Raw genomic sequence first — 22,108 nt, 5'->3', positions numbered from 1 at the left:
GATTCGGCTTGCCGGGCTCGATCTCGCCCGGATCATCCACCTGCAGCAACGGCAGCCCGCGCTCGAACTCCGCGAACGCGTCGGACGGGTGGGAGATCTGGATGATCGGCCCGTCCCAAACGGCTTCCAGGCTGCGCCTGTCCCCGATGGCGAAGAATGGCACAAGCCGGTGTGCCGAGCGGACGGCCCAGGCCTTGGCGATCACTTCCGGGCCGACGCCTGCCGGATCACCGAGCGACACCGCGAGCGGGGCCGAAGGCCCGGTGGCCGCGCTTTCGGGCAGGGGCGACATCTCAGCGGTAATCGATGACGGCGTCGCGCCTGAGGTCCCTCAGGTAGCGGCGGGCCGCGCTGTTCACACGGGCATCGTTCAGCTGGCCATAGACCTGGTCGAAGCTGGGCACGCCTGCGCTCGCCGGCGGATCATCCCGCCCGCACAGCACCAGCACGCGAAGCCCATCCTGCGCCGAGCCGAACGGCGGCGTCGCGGCGCCGACGGGCATCTGCCCCAGGATCTGCTGCAACTGGGGCGGCAGATCCCCCATGCGGAGCTGGTCGTTCGCAACGATTTCCGCCCCGATCGCGCGCGCCACTTCATCGGCCTTGCCGCAGCCGCCCATGTTGCGCGTCTTTTCCTGCATGCTGGCCGCCAGCTTGCGGGCCTCTGCCTCGGAAATCGAAGGCGGCAGCGCCAGCGTCAGCTGCTTCAGGCTGAGGATCGCGGCAGAGGGATCGGCCGCAAGCACCTGCCGCTTGTCCACCAGCGCCACGATGGCAACGCCGCCGGCAACCGGCACCGGATCGGAAACAGAGCCGCGCGGCAGCGCCGTGACGATCCCCTGCAGCGCCGGGGAGAGCTGTTCGGCGCGTATCCAGCCGAGGTCGCCGCCAAGCGCCGCGCTGGAGGCTTCGGAGAACTGGCGGGCATAGGCAACGAAGCTGGCGCCCGCGCGCACCTGATCGACGATGCGGCGGGCATCCGCCAGCACCTGCGCCTGCGTTTCGGGCGTCGCGGACAGGAAGATCTCGCCGACGCGGAACTCGTCCTTGCCCTTGGCCTGTTCCAGGTTGCGGATCACGGCCTGCACTTCGTCGTCGCCGACGTTGATGAAGGGCTCAACCTTGCGCCGCAAGAGCCGGCTCCAGGTCATTTCGGCGCGGATCTGCTGCTTGATGGAGGCAGGCGAGGAGCCGTTCTCGCGCAGGAAGGCCTCGAACGCCTCCTTCGACTGGCGGAAGTTTGCCGCCACGCGCGCATAGGCCTGCTCGACCTCGCCCTCGGGCACGGTGACTTCATTTTCGGCTGCGGCCTGGATCTGCAGCTTCTCGTCGATCAGGTTGCGCAGCACCTGCAGGCGCAGCACCTCCCGTTCCTCGGCGGAAACCCGGCCGCTGTTGGCGATCAGCACCAGCGCCAGCCGGTGATCGACATCGGTGTCGGTGATGATGTCGCCGTTCACGATCGCGGTCGCCTTGCGGACATTGGGATCGAAGGTGCCGAACACCGTGACATCGGGCAGCTGCAGCGCGGCCGCCTGCCGTTGAGACGCGGTTTGCGCGCCCGCCTGCTGGCCGCCGCCGGGCTGGGGCTGCTGGGATTGGGCCGGCCCCTGGGCCGACAACGCGATCACTGCCGCCACGGCGACATGCCGACGGCTGAATTTCGGAAAACTCGTCATCCGGGCCGAACGATCCTGTTCAAAAAGTCCCTCGTGCGGACCGCATAGACGAGCCGCCCGCATGGCGCCAGCAGATAAGCGGCCCCGGCTGAACCGGCGGTGAAACGGCTATCCAAGGTTCCGCAGCGCCAGCGTGAAGAGGATGGTGTTGCCGCGCCGCGCATTGGGATTGTCGATATAGTTGCGCTTCCAGGTGACGCCGAAATTGAAGCATTCATCGGTGTAGCTGACGCCCAGGCGCGCGCGGATGGGCTGCCAGCCGTCGTTCGTCGTCAACGGATCCTCGGCCGTCGAGGTGAGGTCGATCACGGTCGATCCGAAGATCGCCCAGTATTTGCCGAAGGCGACGCGCGCGCCCGCCCGCACTTCCTCGTGATCCGGCAGATCCTCGAGCGCGATGTTGCGGTTGTATTTGAGGTAGCCGACCGAGAGGAAGGTGCGGCGGCTGCCGATCGCGACGTCCGTCTCGTTGCGGCGGATGGCGAGGCTGTCCTTGTCGAGCCGGAGCCGCTGGGTGACCTCGACATAGCGGCCCACCCGCACGGAGGCGCGGCCGACGATGTCGGACACGCGGCCGGCAAGCCCGGTGCCTTCGGGGAACAGGTCCACATTGTCGTCGAGACGATAGCTCTGGCCGACCTGCGCCTGCACCGAAAGCCCGGGCTTCGCCCATCGCCAGTCCACCCCATAGGTGATGCGGGTGCCGCCCTCCCACCGGTCATAGCCGGGGAAGCGGTTGAGCGCGAACAGGTTGGACTCCTCGAGGTCGACGGCGCGGCTGTCCTCGTTCGGGATGTCCTCGTTGGCGGTGGAGGTGGAGCCGACGAACTGCACCCGGGGCGACAGCGTCTGGGTGCCGCCCAGGAAGGGGCCGGCGAACGGCCATTCCACATCGACGGCGGCAAGCGGAATGAAGCGCGCCGTCCAGCCATCGCGCCCGGCATAGAAGGGATCATCGGCGAGCGCGGTATCGCTGGCGCTATAGACGTCTCCGCGCAGCAGGCCGGTGAAGGTGACGCGCTGGCCCATCGCGGTGAGCAGGCTGCGGCTCCACTGCGCAGAAGCGAGCGCACGCGCCATCGATTGCCCGTCACGGCGATAGAGGCCGAGGCTGTTCGCCTCCACCAGCACCGATCCGCCCAGCGGGGCATCGGGCAGCCGCCACAGGAAATCGACAAGCGGGAGCGCGAAGGGCATGCGCGAACTGTCGGTGTTGCTGGTCAGATCCTGAAAGGCCCATCCCCGCACCGAAAAATAGCGGTTCGGCTCGAACTGCTCGATCGCGTAGGTGGAGCGCAGGCGCGAATCCAGGCTGATCTGGTAGCGGCCGAGGAAGTTGTCGTCGTTGGTGAGGCGGCTGGAGAAGCTGGAGCGCCAGCCGCCGCCATGCTCGATCCGGCCGCGCGCGTCGATCGCGCCGCGCAGGCGGGCGTCCGTCTCCACGATTTCGCCGGTCAGCGGATCTTCGGCCTGCCCCCTGGCGTAGGTGCCCATCACCGAAAGCGAGATGGGCCCGCCCTCGAACAGCTGGCGATACTCTGCCTCCACCATGGGAACGACGTTGGTGTAGATATGCCCCGTGACAGTCAGGTCGCGATCCGGGGCGATGGCCCAGTAATAGGGAATGCGCAGTTCGCCGCCCAGTTCGCGCGAAATGCGGACATCGGGCGACAGCAGGCCCGACTGGTTCTTTTCGAACCCGTCCGGGTGCGACAGCCGGGGCAGCGCCACCACGGGCACGCCGAACATCTCCAGCCGTGCGCCCGTATAGAAGACGCGGCCGCGCGCCGGGTCATGCACCACCTTCACGGCCTTCAGCTGCCACACCGGCTCCCGCGGGCAGCCGGCGTCGTCGGTGACGGCGCAGGGCGAATAGACTGCACGGTTCAAGGTGGACAGGCCGTTTTCGCGCTTTCCGTCCTTCGCGGCGAGCCGGCTGCCATCGGACATGATCAGCAGCACATTCTCGACGAGGCCGTCGCGCAGGGTCTCGTTCAGCTGGAAATTGTCGGCCACGGCCCTGGTGCCGTCTCCGCTGTCCACGCGCACATTGCCGCTTGCGGTAACGGTTCCGCTGCGCCGGTCATAGACGACGGTGTCGGCCGTCAGCATCTGTCCGTCGCGGCGCACCAGCACGTTGCCGGTGGCGGTGATCACATCCAGATTCTCGTCATAGGCGAGCGTGTCCGCCTCGAACGCCACCATGGGCGTTGCTTCGGCGGGCGCGGCCGCCGGCGGCCCCGGTTCCGTCTGGGCATGGGCCGCAGACGCCAGCAACAGCACCAGAAGGGGTAAGGGGATGGATGATCGGCGAAGCATGGCCACCGGCGGCTTTAGGGGGGGCTGCGCCCGCGTTCAAGCAGCGGCTTGCGCGCAGGGTGCATCAAAAGGGAATGAGGCTGCCGTTCCGCGTATATTTCAGATAGCCGACATTGGCGCCCAGCCGCCATCCGGCGCCCAGCCGGATCGGCACCAGGATGATGTTGCCGCGCTGGTGGTAATTGGCTGAAACCCCGCCGATCAGATAGGCCTTGCCCTCCACCGCAGGGAAGCGCTGGAACAGCTCGTCGGTGTCGTGAAGATTATAGACCAGCACGAAGCTGCGCGAGGCGTCGCCGCCGACATCCGGGCCGATCGACGGGCCGGTCCAGTGGACTTCGCGTTCGCCCTCCACCTTGGAGAACAGCTTGCCCCGGCCATAGCGCAGGCCCACTACCAGCGCGCCGCCGCCTTCCCGACCCACGATATAGGCGTTGGGCTTGCCCAGATCATCGAACACCTTCTGGATGACCATGGCGACGCCCTCGGTCGCCTCCCCGAAGGCGCCGTCGGCGGCGGCCGTGATCTCGCCGATCTCGTAGGCGGCCGCCTGGGCATCGCCCTTCAGGCTGCCGTCGCTCTTCGGGCCGGCCTCGCCCGGCGGCGCGGTCGTCGATTGCGCCAGCGCCACGGTGGGCAGGCCTGCCAGAAGCAGGGCGGACAGAAGACGGATCATCATGGGCCGACCCTCTCACACTTGCCTGAATCGCAGGTGAATCAGGCTTCGGCGACCACCGGGTTGCGAAGGACCGGCAGGCCCGAAATCTCCACCTCGATCGTGTCGCCAGGCTGCAGCCAGCGCGGCGGAACGCGCTTTTCCCCCACCCCGCCGCAGGTGCCCGTCGCGATGATGTCGCCTTCGCGCAGCTCGGTGAAGGCCGAAATATAGGCGATCAGCGCCTCCACGTCGCACAGCATCAGCGAAATCGGCGTGTGCTGAAGCACTTCGCCGTTCACCCGCGTGGTCAGATCATGCGCCTTATAGTCTCCGAACGCATCGGCCGGCACCAGATCCGGCCCGATCGCGCCCGTCGCATCGAAATTCTTGCCGGGCGTGAACTGCGAATTGTGGCGCTGCCATTCGCGGATGGTTCCATCCATGAACGGCGTCCAGCCGGCCACATGCGACAGTGCCTGCCCGCGCGCGATCCGGCGCCCCGGCCTGCCGATCACGACGGCCAGCTCGCCTTCATAATCGAAACTGTCCGACACCGCCGGCCGCACCAGCGGTTCGCCAGCGCGCACCAGCGATTGCGGGCTGCGCATGAACAGCACCGGGTGCGGGCTGGATTCTCCGCGCCCCATTTCCTCGCGGTGGGCCGCATAGTTCACCGCCGCACAGAAGATCCGGGCCTCGGGCTTCGGAAACCAGCTCATCCAATCATCTCCCCAGACATCGCGTTCACCTGAACAAATCCGTGCGCCAGCGGAACCAGCGCCTCTGGCCGTCCGCCCAGCGCCCGGGCCAGCGCCGGATCATCCACGAACAGGCCCCCCGCATAGGCGCCATAGGCGGGCAGCACCAGCCGCTCGGCCGTGCGCGCAATGCAGCGCCGCGCCACCTGCCGCCCGCCCCGCAGCGGAACGCGCGTCTTGGGGTGAAAATGGCCGCTGATCTCCGGCTCCCGGCAGGCTGTCTCTGCTTCGTGCCGCAGCCAGATGCCGCGAATCCGGATTTCCGGCACCGCCTCGCCCCCCAGCGCCACGCCGCTGTCGCCATCATGATTGCCCGTCACCCACAGCCAGTCCGCCGCAGCCAGCAGATCGGCCAGAAGCGCACGCGCCGGCTCGGGCAGGCGCATCGGGCCGCCGCGATCATGGAAACTGTCCCCCAGCGCGGCGATGCGGCGCGCGCCCGTCTGCCGAAGCGCCCGGCCCAGCCGCTGCAACGTCTCCTGGCTGTCGTGCGGGGGCAGCAGCCAGCCCTTCGCGGCAAAGGCCGAGCCCTTTTCCAGGTGCAGGTCGGCCACCAGCAGCAGCGATTCCACTTCCCAGAACAGCGCGCCGCACGGCAGCGCGTGAAACGTCTCTCCGCCCAGGTGGAGGCTGGGGAACGAAAGGGAAACATCGCCCATGGCCGGGCTGTAGCCGGGGCGCGCGCGCCCCGCAATCCCGGCAAAAGCTGTCAGAAGCGGGTCGTCCAGCTCAGTTCGCCCTGCACCCAGGTCGGGTCGCGGCCGGGCGTGTCCGGGCCGTTCTGCTGCAGGCGGGCGGAGGCCTTCACATCGCCGATCCGCGTGGGCCAGTTCACCCCGCCCTCCAGCTGCACGATCTCTTCCCGGTTCTTCGAGATCCGGTAGCTGTCGATGCTGTGCAGGTTCAGGATGATGTGGCGTGCGGAGAGGTTCCATCGGCGGTTCGCAGGATCGGTCAGCGCCCAGTGCACCGTCATCGCCCGCGCGTCGCCATCCAGCGAATGGCCCAGCGGGCGGCGGCCATAGGTCCAGCCGTCGTGATAGATGAAGTTGTTGTAGGTGGAGCCCGGATAGGCGTTGCTGCCCATCAGGCTGCCCAGGAACTTTGCCGCCTGGCTGTCCACATATTCGAACCCCGCATCCAGCAGCGCCCCCTTGGTGCCGACAGGCCCCGAAATCCCCGCACCGATCTGGCGGGCGAACTGCTCGATCAGGATATTGTCGGCATCTTCTGCCGTGGTCGAGAAATGGAGCTTCAGAATCTGGCCGGTGTCTCCGATCGGGCGCTTGTAGCTCATGTCGAAGCCGCCCAGCTGGTTGCCGGGTTCGTCCAGCGTTCCGGTATTGTCGAAATCGCCGATCCCGATCAGGGCCTTGCCGATCGTGCGGGCGTCGCAGGGCCGGCCGCTGCCGCACACCTGGATGCCACGCACCAGCCCGATCTCGAACCAAGGCGTCGGCTGGAAGGCGAAGCGCATGCCGATCACGGCGGGGTTGTCCCAGTCGCGCTGCTCGTTGGCGATGGCGACGAAGATGTCGAACGTCGTCGGCCCCAGCCAGCTGAGCACCGGGGCGTCGATGCTGAACGGCTCCAGCCGCCGGAAACCCACGCGCGGCATGGGCCGCGCGCTGGTCGAAAACAGCATCGCGCCGTCCTGCCCCGCGCCCCACCAGGTGTCCATCCAGCCGCCATAGAAGGCCCAGTTCCGGCCCACCGTCAGCACCACCTGCGTCGGATCGGGCGAAAAGCCGTTCTTGTGCTGCGTCGCTTCCTGCCGGCCGGTCCCGTCGCTCTGCCAGGTGCCGCCCCATTGCACGAACAGCGCGCCGCGATCATGCGCAGCCGACACGCTGACCTCGCCGGGGTTGCGCGCGACCCGATCGAAGGTGCGCACCAGCGCGGCGTCGTTGGTGACGGAGCCGCGCACCTGATAGGTCGTGCGCCGTCCATGATGATCCGACAGCGCCGCCACCCGGTTCACCGCCGCCAGCAGGTGCAGCGGAAGGGCCGGATCGTTGCGCGCGCGTTCGATGCCGCGATCGATCTGCGCCCAGGGCAGCGGCCAGGCATCCACCGGCCCCAGGATATAGCCATGGGCGCGCAGCAGCTCGACATCGGTGCGGAGCCGCGCGTCGCCGGGGGCGGCAAGCGGGGCCGCCAGCGCGGGCGAGGCAAACAACAGCAGCGCCAGGGCGAGCAACCGGACCATCAATGTCTCCACTTCGCGCGCGCCAGCGCCAGCGCGCGGGCGTCATCCACATCCAGCCAGCGGGCGTCGCCGATATCGACGGCCTCGGCAAGCCCACGCGCGGCCAGCGCCGCAACCCCGTCAGACAGCGAGGGCGAGGCCTGTGCTTTCAGCGCCGCCACAAGGTCCGGCCCGATCAGGAACAGGCCGGTGTCGTAGCAATCATAGAGCTTCAGCTGCTTGCCGATCGCCCGGATCTGCCGCCCGTCGGTCCGCACGCGGGTCACATCGGCTTCATCCACCCAGGGATGGCCCAGCCGCCGGTCCACCGCCAGCGCCAGCGGCGCCGTCGCCCCGGCCAGCAGCCGCCGCGGCAGCAGCGGATCGATCAGGTGATCCGACATGCAGAGAAAGGTTCCGGGCCGGACTGCTTCGGCTGCCGCCAGCACCGACACGCCATTCGGCGCCGTTTCCCAGCGGGGGTTCGAAACCGCCTTAGCCGGGATCGGCGCATCGGGCAGAACGGCCGCCACCTCGGCGGCGCGATGGCCGACGACGACGCTGGCCGACGCCGCGCCTGCCGCCGCCAGCGCATCCAGCACATGCAGCAGAAGCGGCCGCCCGCCCACGCGCGACAGCGGCTTCACAGGCTCCACGTCGGACAGGCGGGAACCTGCGCCCGCGGCCAGCACGATGGCATGGCGTCCGGTCTGTGCCTTGCTGGACATCCCGCCCCCCTGCCCTCTGGCCGTTACGGATTAATGGCGGGTCGGCGCGTCCTGCGGGCCGGCGATGAACGCCTCGAGCGCAGCATGCGCCTCGCCATCCTCGATCTGCACCGGCGGATGCTTGCAGAAGGTGGCCGACGGCGCCTCGATCACGCCGCCGATCCCGCGCGCACGCGCCAGCGCCGCACAGCGGACGAGGTCGATCGCGACGCCTGCGGAATTCGGGCTGTCCTCCACCGACAGGCGCAGTTCCAGGTTCATGGGCACGCCGCCGAACAGCTCGCCCTCCATGCGCAGGAAGCAGACCTTGTTGTCGTTCTGCCAGGCGACATAATCCGACGGGCCGACATGGATATTGTCGTCTTCCAGCCGCCGGTCGGTGGCGGACTGCACCGCCTCCGTCTTGGATTTCTTCTTGGATTCCAGCCGGTCGCGCGCCAGCATGTTCAGGAAATCCGTGTTGCCGCCGGTGTTCAGCTGATAGGTGCGATTCAGCCGCACGCCGCGCCGGGCGAACAGCTCGGTCAGGGTGCGGTGAACGATGGTCGCGCCCAGCTGGGCCTTGATGTCGTCGCCGATGAGGGGGACGCCCGCATCCGCGAACCGTTTTGCCCATTCGGGGTTGCTGGCGATGAACACCGGGATGTTGTTCACGAAGGCGACGCCCGCCTTCAGCGCGGCTTCGGCATAGAATTCCGTCGCCTTCTGGCTGCCCACAGGCAGATAGTTCATCAGCACATGCGCATCGGCGCGCTTCAGCCGTTCCACCACCAGGTCCAGCGTCGGCTGCGGCGCATCGGCCACGCGGAAGCTCCGCGCCTCGGGCGCGTCCAGCATGTGCGGCGCAACGCCGTCCAGCACAGCGCCCATCTCGACCAGCGCGCCCGTCAGGGGCACATTCTCATGGAATTTGGCGGTGCAGTTCGGCTCCGCGAAGATTGCCTTCGCCACATCCTGCCCGACCTTGCGCCGGTCCACGTCGAACGCGGCGACGATCTTCAGGTCGCGCGGGCGCCAGCCGCCCAGATCCCAGTGGCTGAGGCCGATGGCCTCGTTCGCGCCGCCGTTGGAATAGTGGGCGATGCCCTGCACCAGCGAACTGGCGCAATTTCCCACGCCTGCGATCGCGACATTGATCGGCGTCATCCGGCCTGACTGTCCTTCTGCGTCTGCGCCTGACCCCCTTCCGCCCGGGGTCGAACGTCAACAATTTGAAACATGAAGGCGCTCACCTAGCGGCCGGCCCCTGCTTCGGCAAGAAATCATAGGCCGTCCCGGCGAAATTGCCGCGCACCTCGTCGCTGATCTGCCGGCCATAGGCCCCAATCGCGTTCAGCAGCCGCCAGTGGGAAATCGCGAAGGTGATCGCAGCATAGGCCAGGATCATCAGGAAACCCTGCCACCACAGGCCGAAGGCGGCAAAGGGCAACAGGCTCCAGAAAAAGGTGTTTCGCCGCCCGCCGACAAGGCGGAAGCGCCGTTCGAACGGCCCCCAGTCGTCCAGCTGGCGGCCCGTGAAGCGGCGGAAAAACTCGCCGGACACGGCTTCCGTCAGGGCGAAGAGGATGATCCCCGCCGCCGCCAGCCAGGCGGCAACCCCGTGGCTGGCGGAAAACCACCAGGCCAGCGCCAGGATCCAGCCATATTCCAGCACCTTGTCCAGCACATGTTCCAGATCGCCCCAGCGGGAATATTCATGCCGGGTGCGGGCCAGCTTGCCGTCCACCCCGTCCAGAGGGCCCACCAGCAGCACGATCGCAAGCGCCCACCACAGGTGCCCGGCCGCAAACAGCCAGATCGCGGCCGCGCCCAGCACGCCGGTCGCCACCGTGATCATGTTCGGCGTGACGGGCGTGGGCAGCAGCAGCCGCACCATCGCATTTTCAACGGGCGGGTGGATGAAGCGGGCGGGCCAGTCGAGGCAGCCCTTCTGGGCGGCGGCCAGCAAGGCGTCTGTCGCGGCGGCCCGCTCCGCCTCTGCCACCGGCATGGCCCAGATCATCGGCACCTCGCGGCGGCGGTTCGCAACATACAGCGGCAACTGATCGACAGGCAGCCGCGCCGCGCCCGATTCGCAGGCCGCGCGGACCAGCGTGCCCGAAAGCTCCCACTCGCCCAGTGTCGCGGCCACCTCTGCCACCAGCGCGGGCGGCAGCAACGCCAGCCCGGCCCAATGGCTTGCCGCATCCAGCCGCTGGGCTGCGGCCGGCGGATCGCCCGCGAACTCCGCCAGCAGCGGCGCGTCGCCGCCGGACAGGGTTGCCGAAATCAGCCGGTCATCCGCCAACAGGCCGGGCGCCAGCATCAGCACGGCGCGGGTTTCACCCGACATCCCGGCTGCCAGTGCGTCGGCCGTCTGCACCCGGACCAGCCGCGCATCTTCGGACAGGCGCGCCCCGATATCGGCGGGCAGAGCCGGCGCGACGACGATCACGCGGTCCGCGCCCGCCTTCAGGGCCATGCGGGCCTGCCGTTCCAGCAGGCTGATCCCGCCCACCTGGCCAAGCCCGGCCGGTTCGGAACCGGAAAGGCTTTCGCCCACCATCAGAAGCGCGATGAAATCCATCCGCGCGTCCTTAACGGGGCCGTCGCGGGCTTGCCAGCCCGCCCCCGCTTTTGCGAGGGATTGCAGCGATGACCGGCGGCCGCCCCCCAGAGATCGAGACGCTTGCGAACCGCCTGCTGATCCACCGGCTGTCGCGCCTGGCGCTGCCGGGCGCGATCCGGCTGGGCCTGCACCCGAACCTGATCACGGCGGCGGGGCTGTGCCTGGGGCTGGCGGCGGCGGCGGCCTATCTGCGCTGGCCCGATCCCCGCTTCGCAACGCTCGGCCTGCTGCTGATGCTGGGCTGGACGGTGATGGACGGGCTGGACGGCCAGCTTGCCCGCGCGACCGGCAAGACCAGCGACGCCGGCCGCCTGCTGGACGGCGTGGCCGACTATTCCGCCTTCGTCGCCACCTATATGGCGCTGGCCTTCACCCATCCGAAGCCCGTTGCGGCCACGCTGATCGCGCTGGCCGCAGGCGCGGCCCACGCCCTGCAGGCCCAATTCTATGAAGGCGAGCGCGCGACCTATACCCGCCGGATCGCGGGCCGGTTCGAAGCGGTGAAGCGCCCGGAAACCGGCGGCGCGGCCGAACGGCTGTACAACCGGGGGGAGGCCCTGCTGGGCAACCGGGCCCGCCCGTTCGACGCCGAGCTGATCGCGGCCGACCCTGCCCGGCGGGAGGCGCTGCTGGCCCGCTGGCGGCCGGATGCCGCCCGCACCCTTCGCCGGATGGCGCCGCTCAGCGCCGACGGGCGGGTTTTCGCCATCTGGCTGGCGGCGCTTGCGGGCGAGCCGATCCTTTTCTGGCTGTGGGAGATTCTGGCCCTCAGCCTGTTGGCGCTTGCCGCGAACGCAGGGCTGAGGCAGGCGGAATCGGGGGCCGCACGCGCCGGCGCGGCCCCTGCGGACGATGCCGGAAACCGGAAGAACTGAAGGGCGCAGGAGAAGCCATGTCTGAGATCACCACCGTCCGGATGTCGTTCGTGATCGCGACATTGCTGGGCCTTGTCTGGCTGGGCTTCGGCTTCTGGGCGATGACGGCCGACGGCACCCAGCCGCACAGCATTTCGGAAGCCGTGCAGCAGATCGGCATCCTGCTGATGCCCATCGCCGCCATGTATGCGCTGGCGGCTGCCCTGCAGAACCGCGAACGGATCCCCGTGCTGGAAAAGTCCGACACGCTGGAGGAAACCGAGGCGCGGGTGGCCGGGGCGGCGGCGCGCATCAACGCCCTGAAGGATTCGCTGAGCGCGGACCTTGGCACATTGTCTGCCACGGCGGATCTTCTGGAAACCCGGTCGAGGGAGGCGCAACGGCTGGTCGCCGACCTGACCACCGCGACAAGCGGGGCGCTGGAAGCCAGCCGCGTGCTGGAATCGGTGCTGCCGCAGGCCGCGTCGGCGGCTGAGCGGCTGCGGCTGGCGCTGGGTGAAACGGGGGCCGTCGCCGAGGCGCAGGCCGACCGGGCGCAGGAAGCCGCGCGATCGGTCGCCAGCGGGCTGGAGGCGCTGAGCGCGCGTGGCACGCAATCGGCTGACGCGCTGGCGCAGGCGCTGACCACGCTGGAATCGCAGGCCGAACGCGGCCGCAGCCAGAGCGAGGCCGGGATGCGCGCCATCCGGGGCGAAGCCGACAATCTGTTCGAACTGCTGGAAAACACCCAGGCCGCCAAGCGAGAAGCGGCGCAGAAGCAAAGCGAGGCGATGCTGGCGCAGGTGCAGGAGGCCTGGCAGCGCCTGGAAGGCATGGCAACCGCCGCCTCCGCCCAGCTTGGGGAGCGGCTGGGCGACCTGGCCCGGCAGGCCGGGGCGATCGAGGGGCGGCTGACGGCGCAGGGCGCGCTGACCGAAAGCCTTGCCGCCTCTGGCGAGCGGGCCTTCAAGCTGCTGGATGCCCGGCTGCAGCACAGCCAGGAAACCTCTGGTCAGGCGCTGGAGCGGCTGCTGGCGCGGGTTCAGTCTGTCAGCACCGAGCTGGGCCGCATCGCGGAGCCGCTGAAAGAAGGGCAGGCGGCAACGCAGGGGCTGGAAACCGCCGTGAAGGCGCTGCGCGAGACGGCGCTGCAGACGGTGGACGTGCTGGGGGAAACCCTGCCCGCCCGCACCGTGGATGCCGGCCGCGCCGCCGAAACGCTGTCCGCCGAACTGATGGATCTCGTCCGCGCCATCGACGCCGCGCACGACAAGGCTGCGGCCCTGTCGGCCCCGATCGCCGAAAGCCGCGCCGCGCTCGAGGAAGCAAGCCTGGGCTATGCGGCCCAGCGCGAGGCCATCGAAGCCGCCGGGCAGGCACTGGTGGTGGAGTTGCAGCAGGCGCGCACCCTGATCGGGGAGGTGGAGGAACAGACGCACGACACCTCGCTGGCCGCTGCAACCCGGCTGGTAGACGCGATGGCCCGTGTGCGCGAAGTTGCCGCGCAGACGACAGGCACCATGCGCGAGATGCTGGACGGCGTGATGGCCGAGGCGCGCGATGCGCTTTCGGAAGCCGCCGACGACGCCATGCGCCGCAGCTTCGCCGGGCCGATCGCCGAAAAGGCGAAAGAAGCCGAAGCGGCCGCCGCGGCAGCCGCCGAACGCACGGCCACCAGCATGGCCGCACTCGCCAACACCCTGCGCCTGCTGGAGGATCGCTCCGCCGACCGTGTCGCCCAGTTCGAGGAAGCCCGGCAGGCGGAACTGCTGGCAGCGGCCGGGCTGCTGACCCAGCGGCTGGCCGATTCGTCGGTGTCCATCGCCTCGGCGCTGGGCAAACCGATGGACGATGCGGACTGGACGCAGTGGCGCAAGGGCGAACGCGGCCTGTTCAACCGCCGCGCCATCGCCCTTCTGGAACGGCGCGAGGCGAAAGAGCTGAAGGAGATGCTGGCGCGCGACGAGGATTTCGCCCGTGCCGCCCGCGATTACACCGGCAGCTTCGACGCCCTTGTCCGCCGTTTCGAAGGGCAGGCCCCTGCCCTGTCGGCGGCCCTGCTGGGATCGGATCAGGGGCGGCTCGCCGCCGCCCTGTCGGAAGCGCTGGAAGCCTGACGCGCCGGGATCAGGCCGGCGGCAGGGACCGGCCGGGTTTCGGCAGCAGCGCTTCCAGATCGGCGCGGGTGATCCAGCCCTGTTCCCAGTTCAGCCAGAACAGCCCGAACAGCAGCGCCGACACCAGCGAGGTCCACATCAGCTTGCGCGGCAGCGAAAAATGATGCGGCGCGCTGGGCGCCTGCCCCGGCACCTCCGCCTCCCCCAGCTCGCGCGAGGTCCGCACGCCATAGGGCAGCACCAGGAACAGGGTGAACACCCAGAACAGCAGATAGATGGCGAGGGCGGAATACCAGGGCATCGGCGCGTCAGACGTTGATGATCTGCACTTCGGTGGGCGGCTTCTTCCCCGTCCACTGCCGGGCGACACGGCGGACGGCGATCTTCACCTCGTCCTCCAGCCGCCGGCGATCCGAAAGGCCGAACTTGCCGAAGGCCGCGCCCGCGGCATCGGCGGCTTCGGCCAGGAACGCCTCTTCATCCTCTTCCACCGGCACGCCCTTTGCGATCACGCGCGGGTCAGCCGCCAGCCGCCCCTTCGCGCCGACCACGATCGTCACCAGCATCAGGCCTGACCACGCCATCTTGCGCCGGGCGTTCAGCGTGGCGCCTTCGGCGGGCAGGATCACGTCGCCGTCCAGCACCAGCCGGCCATGATGTTCATGGCCGATCACCTCGGGCCGGCCCGGCGCCAGCCGGATCATGCTGCCGTTCATCGGCACCACGGCTTCGGGCACGCCCCAGCCGCGCGCGAGACGGGCATGTTCCTCCATGTGCCGCCGTTCCCCGTGCACCGGCACCGAGATGCGCGGCTTGATCCAGCCATACATCGCCTCCAGCTCCGGCCGGCCGGGGTGGCCCGACACATGCACATGCGCCTGCCGGTCGCCCACGATCTCGATCCCGCGCGCGGCAAGTGCGTTCTGCACCCGGCCGATCGCCAGCTCGTTCCCCGGAATCTGCTTCGAGGAATAGACGACGAGGTCGCCCTTCTGCAGCTTGATATAGGGGTGCGTGCCTTCCGCGATGCGGGCGAGCGCCGCCTGCGGTTCGCCCTGCGTGCCCGTCACCACGATCAGCAGCGTTTCGGGCCGCGCGTCGGATGCGGCCTCCAGGCTCAGCGGTTCGGGAAAGTCCTTCAGATACCCGGTCGAGCGGGCGACCGCGATGATCCGGTCCAGCGAACGGCCCGCCACCACCAGCCGCCGCCCTGTCGCCTTCGCCACCTCGCCCAGCGTGTGCAGGCGCGTCGCGTTGGAGGCGAAGGTGGTGACGACGACACGGCCGGTGCGCCGGCTCTTCACCAGCTTCATCAGCCCGTCGAACACCTGGCTTTCGCTGCCGGAGGGTTCGGGGTTGAAGACGTTCGTGCTGTCGCCCACCAGCGCCAGCGTGCCCTTGCCGCCGTTGGCGCCGATGGCGGCCAGTTCCTCGGCAGAGGCCGGATCGCCCAGGATCGGCTTCGCGTCCAGCTTCCAGTCCCCGGTGTGGAACAGGCGGCCGTGCGGCGTGTCGATCACCAGCGCATTGCCCTCGGGGATGGAATGGGCGAGCGCCACATATTGCGCCTTGAACGGCCCCAGTTCCACGGTGCCGCCCATCGGCACCACATGCAGCTTCACCTCGTTCTGTAGCCCTTCCTCCTCCAGCTTGCGCCGGATGAGGCCCGCCGTGAACGGCGTGGCATAGAGTGGCACGCCGAGATCCGCCGCCAGATAGGGGATGGCGCCGATATGATCCTCATGCCCGTGCGTCAGGATCACGCCCAGCAGGTCGTCGCGCCGGTCCTCGATGAACTGAAGGTCGGGCAGCACCAGTTCCACGCCGGGCAGCGTCGGGTCCGCGAAGGTCATGCCCAGATCGCACATGATCCACTTGCCCCGGCAACCATAGAGATTGACGTTCATGCCAATCTCTCCGGACCCGCCCAGCGGCAGGAAAATCAGTTCGTCGCCCGGTTGCAAAATCATCAAGCCTTTCTGCTGGTGTCCCGGTTGGCCGCATGAATGCGCATGAGGCCCTTGATCATCAGGTCGGGATCCACATGGGAGATAGCGTTGGTGTGGCGGCTGAACAATGGCGCGAGGCCGCCCGTTGCGATCACGGTGACGCCGCCACCCGGGAACAGGCCCGTCTGCCGCTCGGCGATTTCCGCCTTCATGCGCGACACCAGCCCTTCGATCAGGCCCACATAGCCCCAGAACACGCCCGATTGCATGGCATGCACCGTACCCTTGCCGATCACGCCAAGCCCTTCGGCGGGGGGTTCCACCGCGATGCGCGGCAGCTTTGCCGCCGCGTTGTAGAGCGCGTCCATCGACAGGTTGATGCCGGGCGCGATCACCCCGCCTTCATAGGTGCCTGCGGCCGAGACCACATCGAAGGTGGTCGCCGTGCCGAAATCGATGATGATGAGGTCGCCCTGCCAGATGCCGTGGGCGGCAACCGCGTTCACCACCCGGTCTGCGCCGACTTCGGCCGGATTGGGCAGGTTGATGGGCATGCCATAATCGATGCCCGGCGCGCCCACCACCATCGGATCCACATTGGCGATGCGCCGCGCAAGCCCGCGCAGGTTGAACAGGGTCTGCGGCACCACGCTGGCGATGATCACATCGTCGATCGCGCTGCGGTCCAGCCCCTCCATCGCCATCAGCTGGTTCAGCCACACGGCATATTCGTCCGCCGTCCGCCGCCCGTCGGTGGAGATGCGCCAGCGCCAGCGGATCTCGCCGCCCTCCACCAGGGCGAACATGATGTTCGTGTTGCCCACATCGATCGCAAGCAGCATCAGCCCTCTCCTCCCCCGGTTGGCGGCACGCCCCAGACATCGCCGGCATGGATCACATGCACCCGCCCGTCTTCGCCATCCAGCCGAAGCGCGCCATCCGCGCCAAGCCCGGCGAAGCGCCCGGCCACCCGGCCTTCCGGCGCTGACGCCCAGAGCGGCGTGCCCGGCGGATGCGCGCGGGCCAGCCAGTCGGTGCGGGTGGCGGCAAAGCCCTGGTCCCGCCATTGCGCGCGGCGGACGGCGAATGCCGAGGCCAGCCGCGCGGCGAAATCGGCGGCCGCGATCACCAGGCCCAGATCGGCCAGCGCGATGGTGGCGCGATCCGGCAGCCTGGGCGCGGCCATGATGTTCACGCCGATGCCCAGCACCAGCACCTCGCCCTCCCGCTCCAGCAGGATGCCGGACAGTTTCGCCCCATCGAGCAGCAGGTCGTTCGGCCACTTCAGCTGAAGCCGGGCCACATCCACCAGCCCGGCCAGCACATCGTGCAGCGCCAGCGCCGCGACAAAGCCCAGCTCCGCCGGATTGCCTTCACCGGGCTGCGGGCGGATCAGGCCCGACATGGCGAGATTCCCCTCGGGCATCTGCCACTGGCGGCCCAGCCGGCCGCGACCGCTGGTCTGCCGTTCGGCACGCACCCACTGGCCGTCCGCGAACTGGCCGGCATTCTCGCGCAGCCAATCGTTGGTGGAGCCGACTTCGGAGAGGGTGAGGATCAGAACAGGCCCGGCCGGACGGCGGCTAGAACAGGCTGCCCGCGGCAAGGCGGGTGGCCTGCGCGAGCGGCCCCAGCAGCAGATAGCCGGCGGGCGAGCAGAAGACCGCGGCCGCCACCATCATGCCGTTGTTGACGACGGCCCCGCCCTGCCCGTTCGCCACCACGCCCGCGGGCGGATCAAAGAACAGGATCTTCACGACGCGCAGGTAATAATAGGCCGCGATCACGCTGGAGAGCACGCCCAGCACCGCCAGCAGCCACAGCCCGGCATCCACGGCCGAATTGAATACCGCCAGCTTCGCCATGAAACCGAACAGCGGCGGCAGGCCGGCGAGCGAGAGCATGAAGATCGACAGCGCCGTCGCCAGCCAGGGCCGCGTCCGCGCGAGGCCCGCCAGATCGTCCAGCGTCTCAACCGCATTGCCGTCCGCGTCTGTCAGCGCCAGCACCACCAGGAAGGAGCCGATCGTCATCACCACATAGATGACAAGGTAGAGCAGCACGGCCGACGCGCCGGATGCGGTTGCCGCGGCAAGCCCGATCAGCATGAAGCCGACATTGTTGATCGACGAATAGGCGAGCAGCCGCTTGATGTTGGATTGCCCGATCGCGCCCAGCGCGCCCACCAGCATGGAGGCGATGGCCATGAAGATCACCAGCTGCCGCCAATCCGCGATCATGCCCGAAAAGGCGTCGAGCGCGACGCGCAGGAACAGGCCCATGGCCGCGACCTTCGGCGCCGAGGCGAAGAAGGCGGCGACGGGGGTGGGCGCGCCTTCATAGACATCGGGCGTCCACATGTGGAACGGCACGGCCGAGACCTTGAAGGCAAGGCCGGCGAACACGAACACCAGCCCGAACAGCGCGCCCATGTTGCGGCCTTCGCCGGCGGACAGGCCCGCCGCGATCCGGGTGAATTCGGTGGAGCCGACGAACCCATAGACGAGGCTGACGCCATAGAGCAGCAGGCCCGACGACAGCGCGCCCAGCACGAAATATTTGAGGCCGGCTTCCGTCGAGCGTTGTTCATCCCGGTTGAAGGCCGCCAGCACATAGGCCGACAGGCTCATCAGCTCGAGCCCGACATAGAGCGTCAGCAGGTTGTTGGCGCTGACCATCACGCACATGCCCAGCGTCGCCAGCACGATCAGCACCGGATATTCGAACCGGTGCAGCTTCACCCGCTCCATATAGGGGAGCGCCATCAGCACGGCCGCCGCCGCCCCGCCCAGGATCAGGATCTTCAGGAACGAGGACAGCGCATCAGCCACATAGAGCTGGTTCCAGGCCAGTTCGCGCACGGGTGCATCATCGATCACCGTCAGCGCGGCGAGGCCGAACAGGATCACCGCGCCCCAGGACAGGCCCTTCAGGCTGTCGTTGCCGCGGAACACGCCGATCATCAGCAGCACCAGCGCGCCGGCCGCCAGCACCACTTCGGGTGCGCCGATGGAAAGCGATTGGGCGAGCGTCACTTGGCGTCTCCGACGGTTGCCGACGCCAGCTGCACGGGCGACTGGGCAACGATTGGGGTGTGGGGCGTCTGCGGCGGCGCGGCCCGTTCAAGGCGCGCCATCAGGCTGCCGACGGGCGCCTTCAGCGGTTCGAGGAAGGGCTTGGGATAGATGCCCATCCACAGAGCGACCAGCGCCAGCGGCACCATCACCGCCCATTCGCGACGATTCAGATCGGGCATCGCGGCGGCGTCCGCATTCTTTTGCGCGCCATACATCACCCGCGCGAACAGCCACAGCATGTAGCCCGCGCCAAGGATCACGCCCGTCGCCATCACGAACACCACCCAGGTGTTCGCCTTCCAGATGCCGGTCAGCGCCATGAACTCGCCCACGAAGCCCGACGTGCCGGGCAGCGCGATGGACGCCATGGTGAACAGAAGGAAGAAAATGGCATAGCGCGGCATGTTCGTGGTGACGCCGCCGTAGCGGTCGATCTCCCGCGTGTGGAGGCGATCATAGATGACGCCGACACAGAAGAAGAGCGCGGCCGAAACCACCCCGTGGCTCAGCATCACGACCATCGCGCCTTCCAGCCCCTGCGTGTTGAAGGCGAAGAGCCCGCCCGTCACGAAGGCCATGTGGGCCACCGAGGAATAGGCGATCAGCTTCTTCATGTCGGCCTGCACCAGCGCCACCAGCGAGGTATAGACGACAGCGATCATCGAAAGCCCCAGCACCACCCACATCAGCTGGACAGACGCTTCGGGGAACATCGGCAGGCTGAAGCGGATGAAGCCATAGCCGCCCATCTTCAGCAAAACGCCGGCCAGGATCATCGAGCCGGCCGTCGGCGCCTCGACGTGGGCATCCGGCAGCCAGGTGTGAACCGGCCACATCGGCATCTTCACGGCGAAGCTGGCGAAGAAGGCCAGCCACAGCCAGGTCTGCGCCTTCACCGGGAAATCATGCGCCATCAGCGCCGGAATGTCGGTGGTGCCGGCCTCGCGCACCATCCACAGCATTGCCAGCAGCATCAGCACCGAGCCGAGCAGCGTGTAGAGGAAGAACTTGTAGCTGGCATAGATGCGCCGCTTGCCGCCCCAGATGCCGATGATCAGGTACATCGGGATCAGGCCGGCTTCGAAGAAGATGTAGAAGAGGAAGATGTCGAGGGCGGAAAACACCCCGATCATCAGGCTCTCCATCACCAGGAACGCCGCGATATATTCCGGCACACGGGTCTTCACGCTGTCCCAGCCGGCGAGGATGCAAAGCGGCATCAGGAACACCGACAGCAGGATCAGCACCAGGCTGATGCCGTCAACGCCCAGGTGCCAGCTGAACAGGCCGCCAAACAGTTCGGCGCGCTCGGTGAACTGGAACGCCGCCGTCGAGCTGTCGAACCCGGCCCACAGAACAAGGCCCATGGCGAACAGCAGCAGCGTCGTGCCCAGCCCGACGAGGCGCGCCGTGCGGGCCTTCGCCGCCTCGTCGCCGGGCAGGAACAGCACCAGCAGCGCAAGCGCGAGCGGCAGGAGAATCATCGCGGAAAGCATCGGTCAGCGCACCATGAACAGCGCGCGCGGATGCGCGCTGATGAAGGGAAAATGGGTCATGGCGCCGCTCACCGGACCATGAACCATGTGGCAAAGGCCGCGACGCCGATCAGCATCACCAGCGCATAAGAATAGACGAGGCCCGTCTGGAACCGCTTCGCCACCACGGCGCCCGATGCGACCACCGCAGACAGGCCGTCCGGCCCGAAGCGGTCGATGGCGCCCTGATCGCCCGCCCGCCAGAACAGGCGGCCCAGCCACATCGCCGGCTTCACGAAGATCGCCCGGTACAGCTCGTCGAAATACCATTTGTTGTACAGGAAGGCGTGCAGATGCTTCCACTGCGCCTTGAACCCGTCGGAGAAGCCGGGGTTGCGGATATAGACGAGCCAGGCGATGGCAAGGCCCGTCAGCATCACGATGGCCGGCGCCCAGTGCACCAGCGCGGGCACATGGTGCAGGCTTTCGAAGAAGGCCCCGTCATGCACCAGGGTGCCGCGCCAGAAGGCGTGGTCTGCGCCGCCCACGAACCAGTCGTTGAAGATGGCGCCCGCGAACAGCGCACCGAAGCCCAGCACGCCCAGCGGCACCAGCATCGAAACCGGGCTTTCATGCGGATGATAGCCCGCCGTGCCCGTGGCCGGCGCGTGGTGATGATCGCCCTGATGGGCATGCCCATGGTCGTCGTGCCCATGCGCGTCATGCACCGCATGCTGGATATGCTCGGATCCGGCCCAGCGGGCTTCGCCGAAGAAGGTCTTGAAGATCAGCCGCCAGCTGTAGAAGCTGGTCAGCAGGGCGGAGAAGATGCCCACGAAGAAGGCCACGCGCCCGGCTTCCGATCCGCGTTCCCACGCCGCGAACAGCACCGCGTCCTTCGAGAAATAGCCCGAAGTGTAGTTCACGCCCGTGATGGCGATTGTGCCGATCAGCATGGCCGCGAAGGTCAGCGGGATCGCCTTCCTGAGCGCACCGTAATGGCGCATGTCCTGCTCATGGTGCATCGCGTGGATCACGCTGCCCGCGCCCAGGAACAGCAGCGCCTTGAAGAAGGCGTGGGTGAACAGGTGGAACATCGCCGCGCCATAGGCGCCGACGCCGGCGGCAAAGAACATGAAGCCCAGCTGCGAGCAGGTGGAATAGGCGATCACCCGCTTGATGTCGTGCTGGGTGGTGGCAACCGTCGCTGCGAAGATCGCCGTCAGCGCGCCCACATAGGTGACCACGGTGGAGGCTGTCGGGCTCGCGTCGAACAGGGGGGACATGCGGCACACCAGGAACACGCCGGCCGTCACCATGGTGGCGGCGTGGATCAGCGCGGACACCGGCGTCGGGCCTTCCATCGCGTCGGGCAGCCAGGTGTGCAGCGGCACCTGCGCGGATTTGCCCATCGCCCCCACGAACAGCAGCAGCGCGATCGTGGTGATCGCATCCACTTCCTGCCCGAGGAAGGTGAAGGTCGCCCCCTTGGCAAGCGGCACGCCCTGAAGGATCGTGTCGATGTCCACCGTGCCAAACAGCATGAACAGGCCGAAAATGCCCAGCATGAAGCCGAAATCGCCCACGCGGTTCACCACGAACGCCTTGATGGCAGCGGCCCAGGCGCTCGGCTTCTTGTACCAGAAACCGATCAGCAGGTACGACGCGAGGCCGACCCCTTCCCAGCCGAAGAAGATC

The 22,108-nt window shown here is 68.1% G+C and carries 18 protein-coding genes and 1 pseudogene; 2 read left to right on the top strand and 17 right to left on the bottom strand.

What is annotated here, in order from left to right; translation table 11 throughout:
* The 10 genes and pseudogenes from pdxA to ACE3O8_RS07320 form a co-directional block, all read right to left on the bottom strand.
* Window positions 1-292 (bottom strand): annotated as a pseudogene (pdxA, locus tag ACE3O8_RS07365) (4-hydroxythreonine-4-phosphate dehydrogenase); the annotation flags it as partial.
* 1 nt (window position 293) lies between these two features.
* The gene (locus ACE3O8_RS07360; protein WP_374388304.1) at window positions 294-1,679 is read right to left on the bottom strand and encodes a peptidylprolyl isomerase; all 1,386 of its coding nucleotides are present in this window, start codon (window positions 1,677-1,679) and stop codon (window positions 294-296) included.
* Window positions 1,680-1,787: 108 nt separating this feature from the next.
* Entirely contained in the window at window positions 1,788-3,998 is a 2,211-nt protein-coding gene (locus ACE3O8_RS07355; RefSeq protein ID WP_374388308.1) for an LPS-assembly protein LptD, read from the bottom strand.
* A gap of 64 nt (window positions 3,999-4,062) precedes the next feature.
* Complete coding sequence (locus ACE3O8_RS07350) at window positions 4,063-4,677, bottom strand: DUF1134 domain-containing protein (protein ID WP_374388302.1); 615 nt, start codon at window positions 4,675-4,677, stop codon at window positions 4,063-4,065.
* 38 nt (window positions 4,678-4,715) lie between these two features.
* Window positions 4,716-5,375 carry a fumarylacetoacetate hydrolase family protein gene (locus ACE3O8_RS07345; protein ID WP_374388300.1) on the bottom strand — a complete coding sequence of 220 codons (660 nt, stop codon included), beginning with the start codon at window positions 5,373-5,375 and terminating at the stop codon, window positions 4,716-4,718.
* Window positions 5,372-6,073, bottom strand: coding sequence for a ligase-associated DNA damage response endonuclease PdeM (pdeM, locus tag ACE3O8_RS07340; RefSeq protein ID WP_374388298.1), 702 nt, complete (start codon window positions 6,071-6,073; stop codon window positions 5,372-5,374). The genes ACE3O8_RS07345 and pdeM overlap by 4 nt, the downstream gene beginning before the upstream one ends.
* 50 nt (window positions 6,074-6,123) lie before the next feature.
* Window positions 6,124-7,623: a capsule assembly Wzi family protein gene (locus ACE3O8_RS07335; RefSeq protein WP_374388296.1), complete on the bottom strand. Its 1,500-nt coding sequence runs from the start codon at window positions 7,621-7,623 to the stop codon at window positions 6,124-6,126.
* Window positions 7,623-8,330 (bottom strand): NTP transferase domain-containing protein, encoded by a 708-nt coding sequence (locus ACE3O8_RS07330; RefSeq protein ID WP_374388294.1) that lies wholly within the window; start codon window positions 8,328-8,330, stop codon window positions 7,623-7,625. The genes ACE3O8_RS07335 and ACE3O8_RS07330 overlap by 1 nt, the downstream gene beginning before the upstream one ends.
* A gap of 30 nt (window positions 8,331-8,360) precedes the next feature.
* Window positions 8,361-9,476: an inositol-3-phosphate synthase gene (locus tag ACE3O8_RS07325; protein ID WP_374388292.1), complete on the bottom strand. Its 1,116-nt coding sequence runs from the start codon at window positions 9,474-9,476 to the stop codon at window positions 8,361-8,363.
* An 82-nt stretch (window positions 9,477-9,558) separates the two neighbouring features.
* Window positions 9,559-10,896 (bottom strand): CDP-alcohol phosphatidyltransferase family protein, encoded by a 1,338-nt coding sequence (locus ACE3O8_RS07320; protein WP_374388291.1) that lies wholly within the window; start codon window positions 10,894-10,896, stop codon window positions 9,559-9,561.
* Window positions 10,897-10,964: 68 nt separating this feature from the next.
* On the opposite strand from ACE3O8_RS07320, the gene ACE3O8_RS07315 reads away from it, so the two are divergent.
* Entirely contained in the window at window positions 10,965-11,813 is an 849-nt protein-coding gene (locus ACE3O8_RS07315) for a CDP-alcohol phosphatidyltransferase family protein (protein ID WP_374388289.1), read from the top strand.
* A gap of 17 nt (window positions 11,814-11,830) precedes the next feature.
* Window positions 11,831-13,909 (top strand): hypothetical protein, encoded by a 2,079-nt coding sequence (locus ACE3O8_RS07310; protein WP_374388287.1) that lies wholly within the window; start codon window positions 11,831-11,833, stop codon window positions 13,907-13,909.
* A 10-nt stretch (window positions 13,910-13,919) separates the two neighbouring features.
* Here the strand turns inward: ACE3O8_RS07310 and ACE3O8_RS07305 are convergent, their stop codons facing one another.
* The 7 genes from ACE3O8_RS07305 to nuoL form a co-directional block, all read right to left on the bottom strand.
* On the bottom strand, window positions 13,920-14,210 hold the full coding sequence (locus ACE3O8_RS07305; protein ID WP_374388286.1) for a DUF1467 family protein: 291 nt from the start codon (window positions 14,208-14,210) through the stop codon (window positions 13,920-13,922).
* Window positions 14,211-14,217: 7 nt separating this feature from the next.
* Complete coding sequence (locus ACE3O8_RS07300) at window positions 14,218-15,873, bottom strand: ribonuclease J (protein ID WP_374388306.1); 1,656 nt, start codon at window positions 15,871-15,873, stop codon at window positions 14,218-14,220.
* 5 nt (window positions 15,874-15,878) lie between these two features.
* Window positions 15,879-16,700, bottom strand: coding sequence for a type III pantothenate kinase (locus ACE3O8_RS07295; protein WP_374388284.1), 822 nt, complete (start codon window positions 16,698-16,700; stop codon window positions 15,879-15,881).
* On the bottom strand, window positions 16,700-17,464 hold the full coding sequence (locus ACE3O8_RS07290; RefSeq protein WP_374388282.1) for a biotin--[acetyl-CoA-carboxylase] ligase: 765 nt from the start codon (window positions 17,462-17,464) through the stop codon (window positions 16,700-16,702). The genes ACE3O8_RS07295 and ACE3O8_RS07290 overlap by 1 nt, the downstream gene beginning before the upstream one ends.
* Window positions 17,442-18,893: an NADH-quinone oxidoreductase subunit NuoN gene (gene nuoN, locus ACE3O8_RS07285; protein WP_374388280.1), complete on the bottom strand. Its 1,452-nt coding sequence runs from the start codon at window positions 18,891-18,893 to the stop codon at window positions 17,442-17,444. Before nuoN ends, ACE3O8_RS07290 begins: the two co-directional genes overlap by 23 nt.
* Window positions 18,890-20,431: an NADH-quinone oxidoreductase subunit M gene (locus ACE3O8_RS07280; protein ID WP_374388278.1), complete on the bottom strand. Its 1,542-nt coding sequence runs from the start codon at window positions 20,429-20,431 to the stop codon at window positions 18,890-18,892. Before ACE3O8_RS07280 ends, nuoN begins: the two co-directional genes overlap by 4 nt.
* 68 nt (window positions 20,432-20,499) lie before the next feature.
* A partial coding sequence (gene nuoL / locus ACE3O8_RS07275; protein WP_374388276.1) for an NADH-quinone oxidoreductase subunit L occupies window positions 20,500-22,108 on the bottom strand: 1,609 nt, incomplete at its 5' end.

Origin of the sequence: Sandaracinobacter sp., assembly GCF_041909755.1 — a bacterium.
In the GTDB taxonomy this organism is placed as follows: Bacteria; Pseudomonadota; Alphaproteobacteria; order Sphingomonadales; family Sphingomonadaceae; genus Sandaracinobacteroides.
Note: the sequence above shows the minus strand (reverse complement) of the source record. Positions and strands in the feature narration are given on the sequence as shown.

Excerpts from the sequence above, each read along its gene's own strand:
- ACE3O8_RS07360 (WP_374388304.1), bottom strand. The coding sequence starts at position 1,679 with ATGACGAGTTTTCCGAAATTCAGCCGTCGGCATGTCGCCGTGGCGGCA.
- ACE3O8_RS07355 (WP_374388308.1), bottom strand. The coding sequence starts at position 3,998 with ATGCTTCGCCGATCATCCATCCCCTTACCCCTTCTGGTGCTGTTGCTG.
- ACE3O8_RS07350 (WP_374388302.1), bottom strand. The coding sequence starts at position 4,677 with ATGATGATCCGTCTTCTGTCCGCCCTGCTTCTGGCAGGCCTGCCCACC.
- ACE3O8_RS07345 (WP_374388300.1), bottom strand. The coding sequence starts at position 5,375 with ATGAGCTGGTTTCCGAAGCCCGAGGCCCGGATCTTCTGTGCGGCGGTG.
- pdeM (WP_374388298.1), bottom strand. The coding sequence starts at position 6,073 with ATGGGCGATGTTTCCCTTTCGTTCCCCAGCCTCCACCTGGGCGGAGAG.
- ACE3O8_RS07335 (WP_374388296.1), bottom strand. The coding sequence starts at position 7,623 with ATGGTCCGGTTGCTCGCCCTGGCGCTGCTGTTGTTTGCCTCGCCCGCG.
- ACE3O8_RS07330 (WP_374388294.1), bottom strand. The coding sequence starts at position 8,330 with ATGTCCAGCAAGGCACAGACCGGACGCCATGCCATCGTGCTGGCCGCG.
- ACE3O8_RS07325 (WP_374388292.1), bottom strand. The coding sequence starts at position 9,476 with ATGACGCCGATCAATGTCGCGATCGCAGGCGTGGGAAATTGCGCCAGT.
- ACE3O8_RS07320 (WP_374388291.1), bottom strand. The coding sequence starts at position 10,896 with ATGGATTTCATCGCGCTTCTGATGGTGGGCGAAAGCCTTTCCGGTTCC.
- ACE3O8_RS07315 (WP_374388289.1), top strand. The coding sequence starts at position 10,965 with ATGACCGGCGGCCGCCCCCCAGAGATCGAGACGCTTGCGAACCGCCTG.
- ACE3O8_RS07310 (WP_374388287.1), top strand. The coding sequence starts at position 11,831 with ATGTCTGAGATCACCACCGTCCGGATGTCGTTCGTGATCGCGACATTG.
- ACE3O8_RS07305 (WP_374388286.1), bottom strand. The coding sequence starts at position 14,210 with ATGCCCTGGTATTCCGCCCTCGCCATCTATCTGCTGTTCTGGGTGTTC.
- ACE3O8_RS07295 (WP_374388284.1), bottom strand. The coding sequence starts at position 16,700 with ATGCTGCTTGCGATCGATGTGGGCAACACGAACATCATGTTCGCCCTG.
- ACE3O8_RS07280 (WP_374388278.1), bottom strand. The coding sequence starts at position 20,431 with ATGCTTTCCGCGATGATTCTCCTGCCGCTCGCGCTTGCGCTGCTGGTG.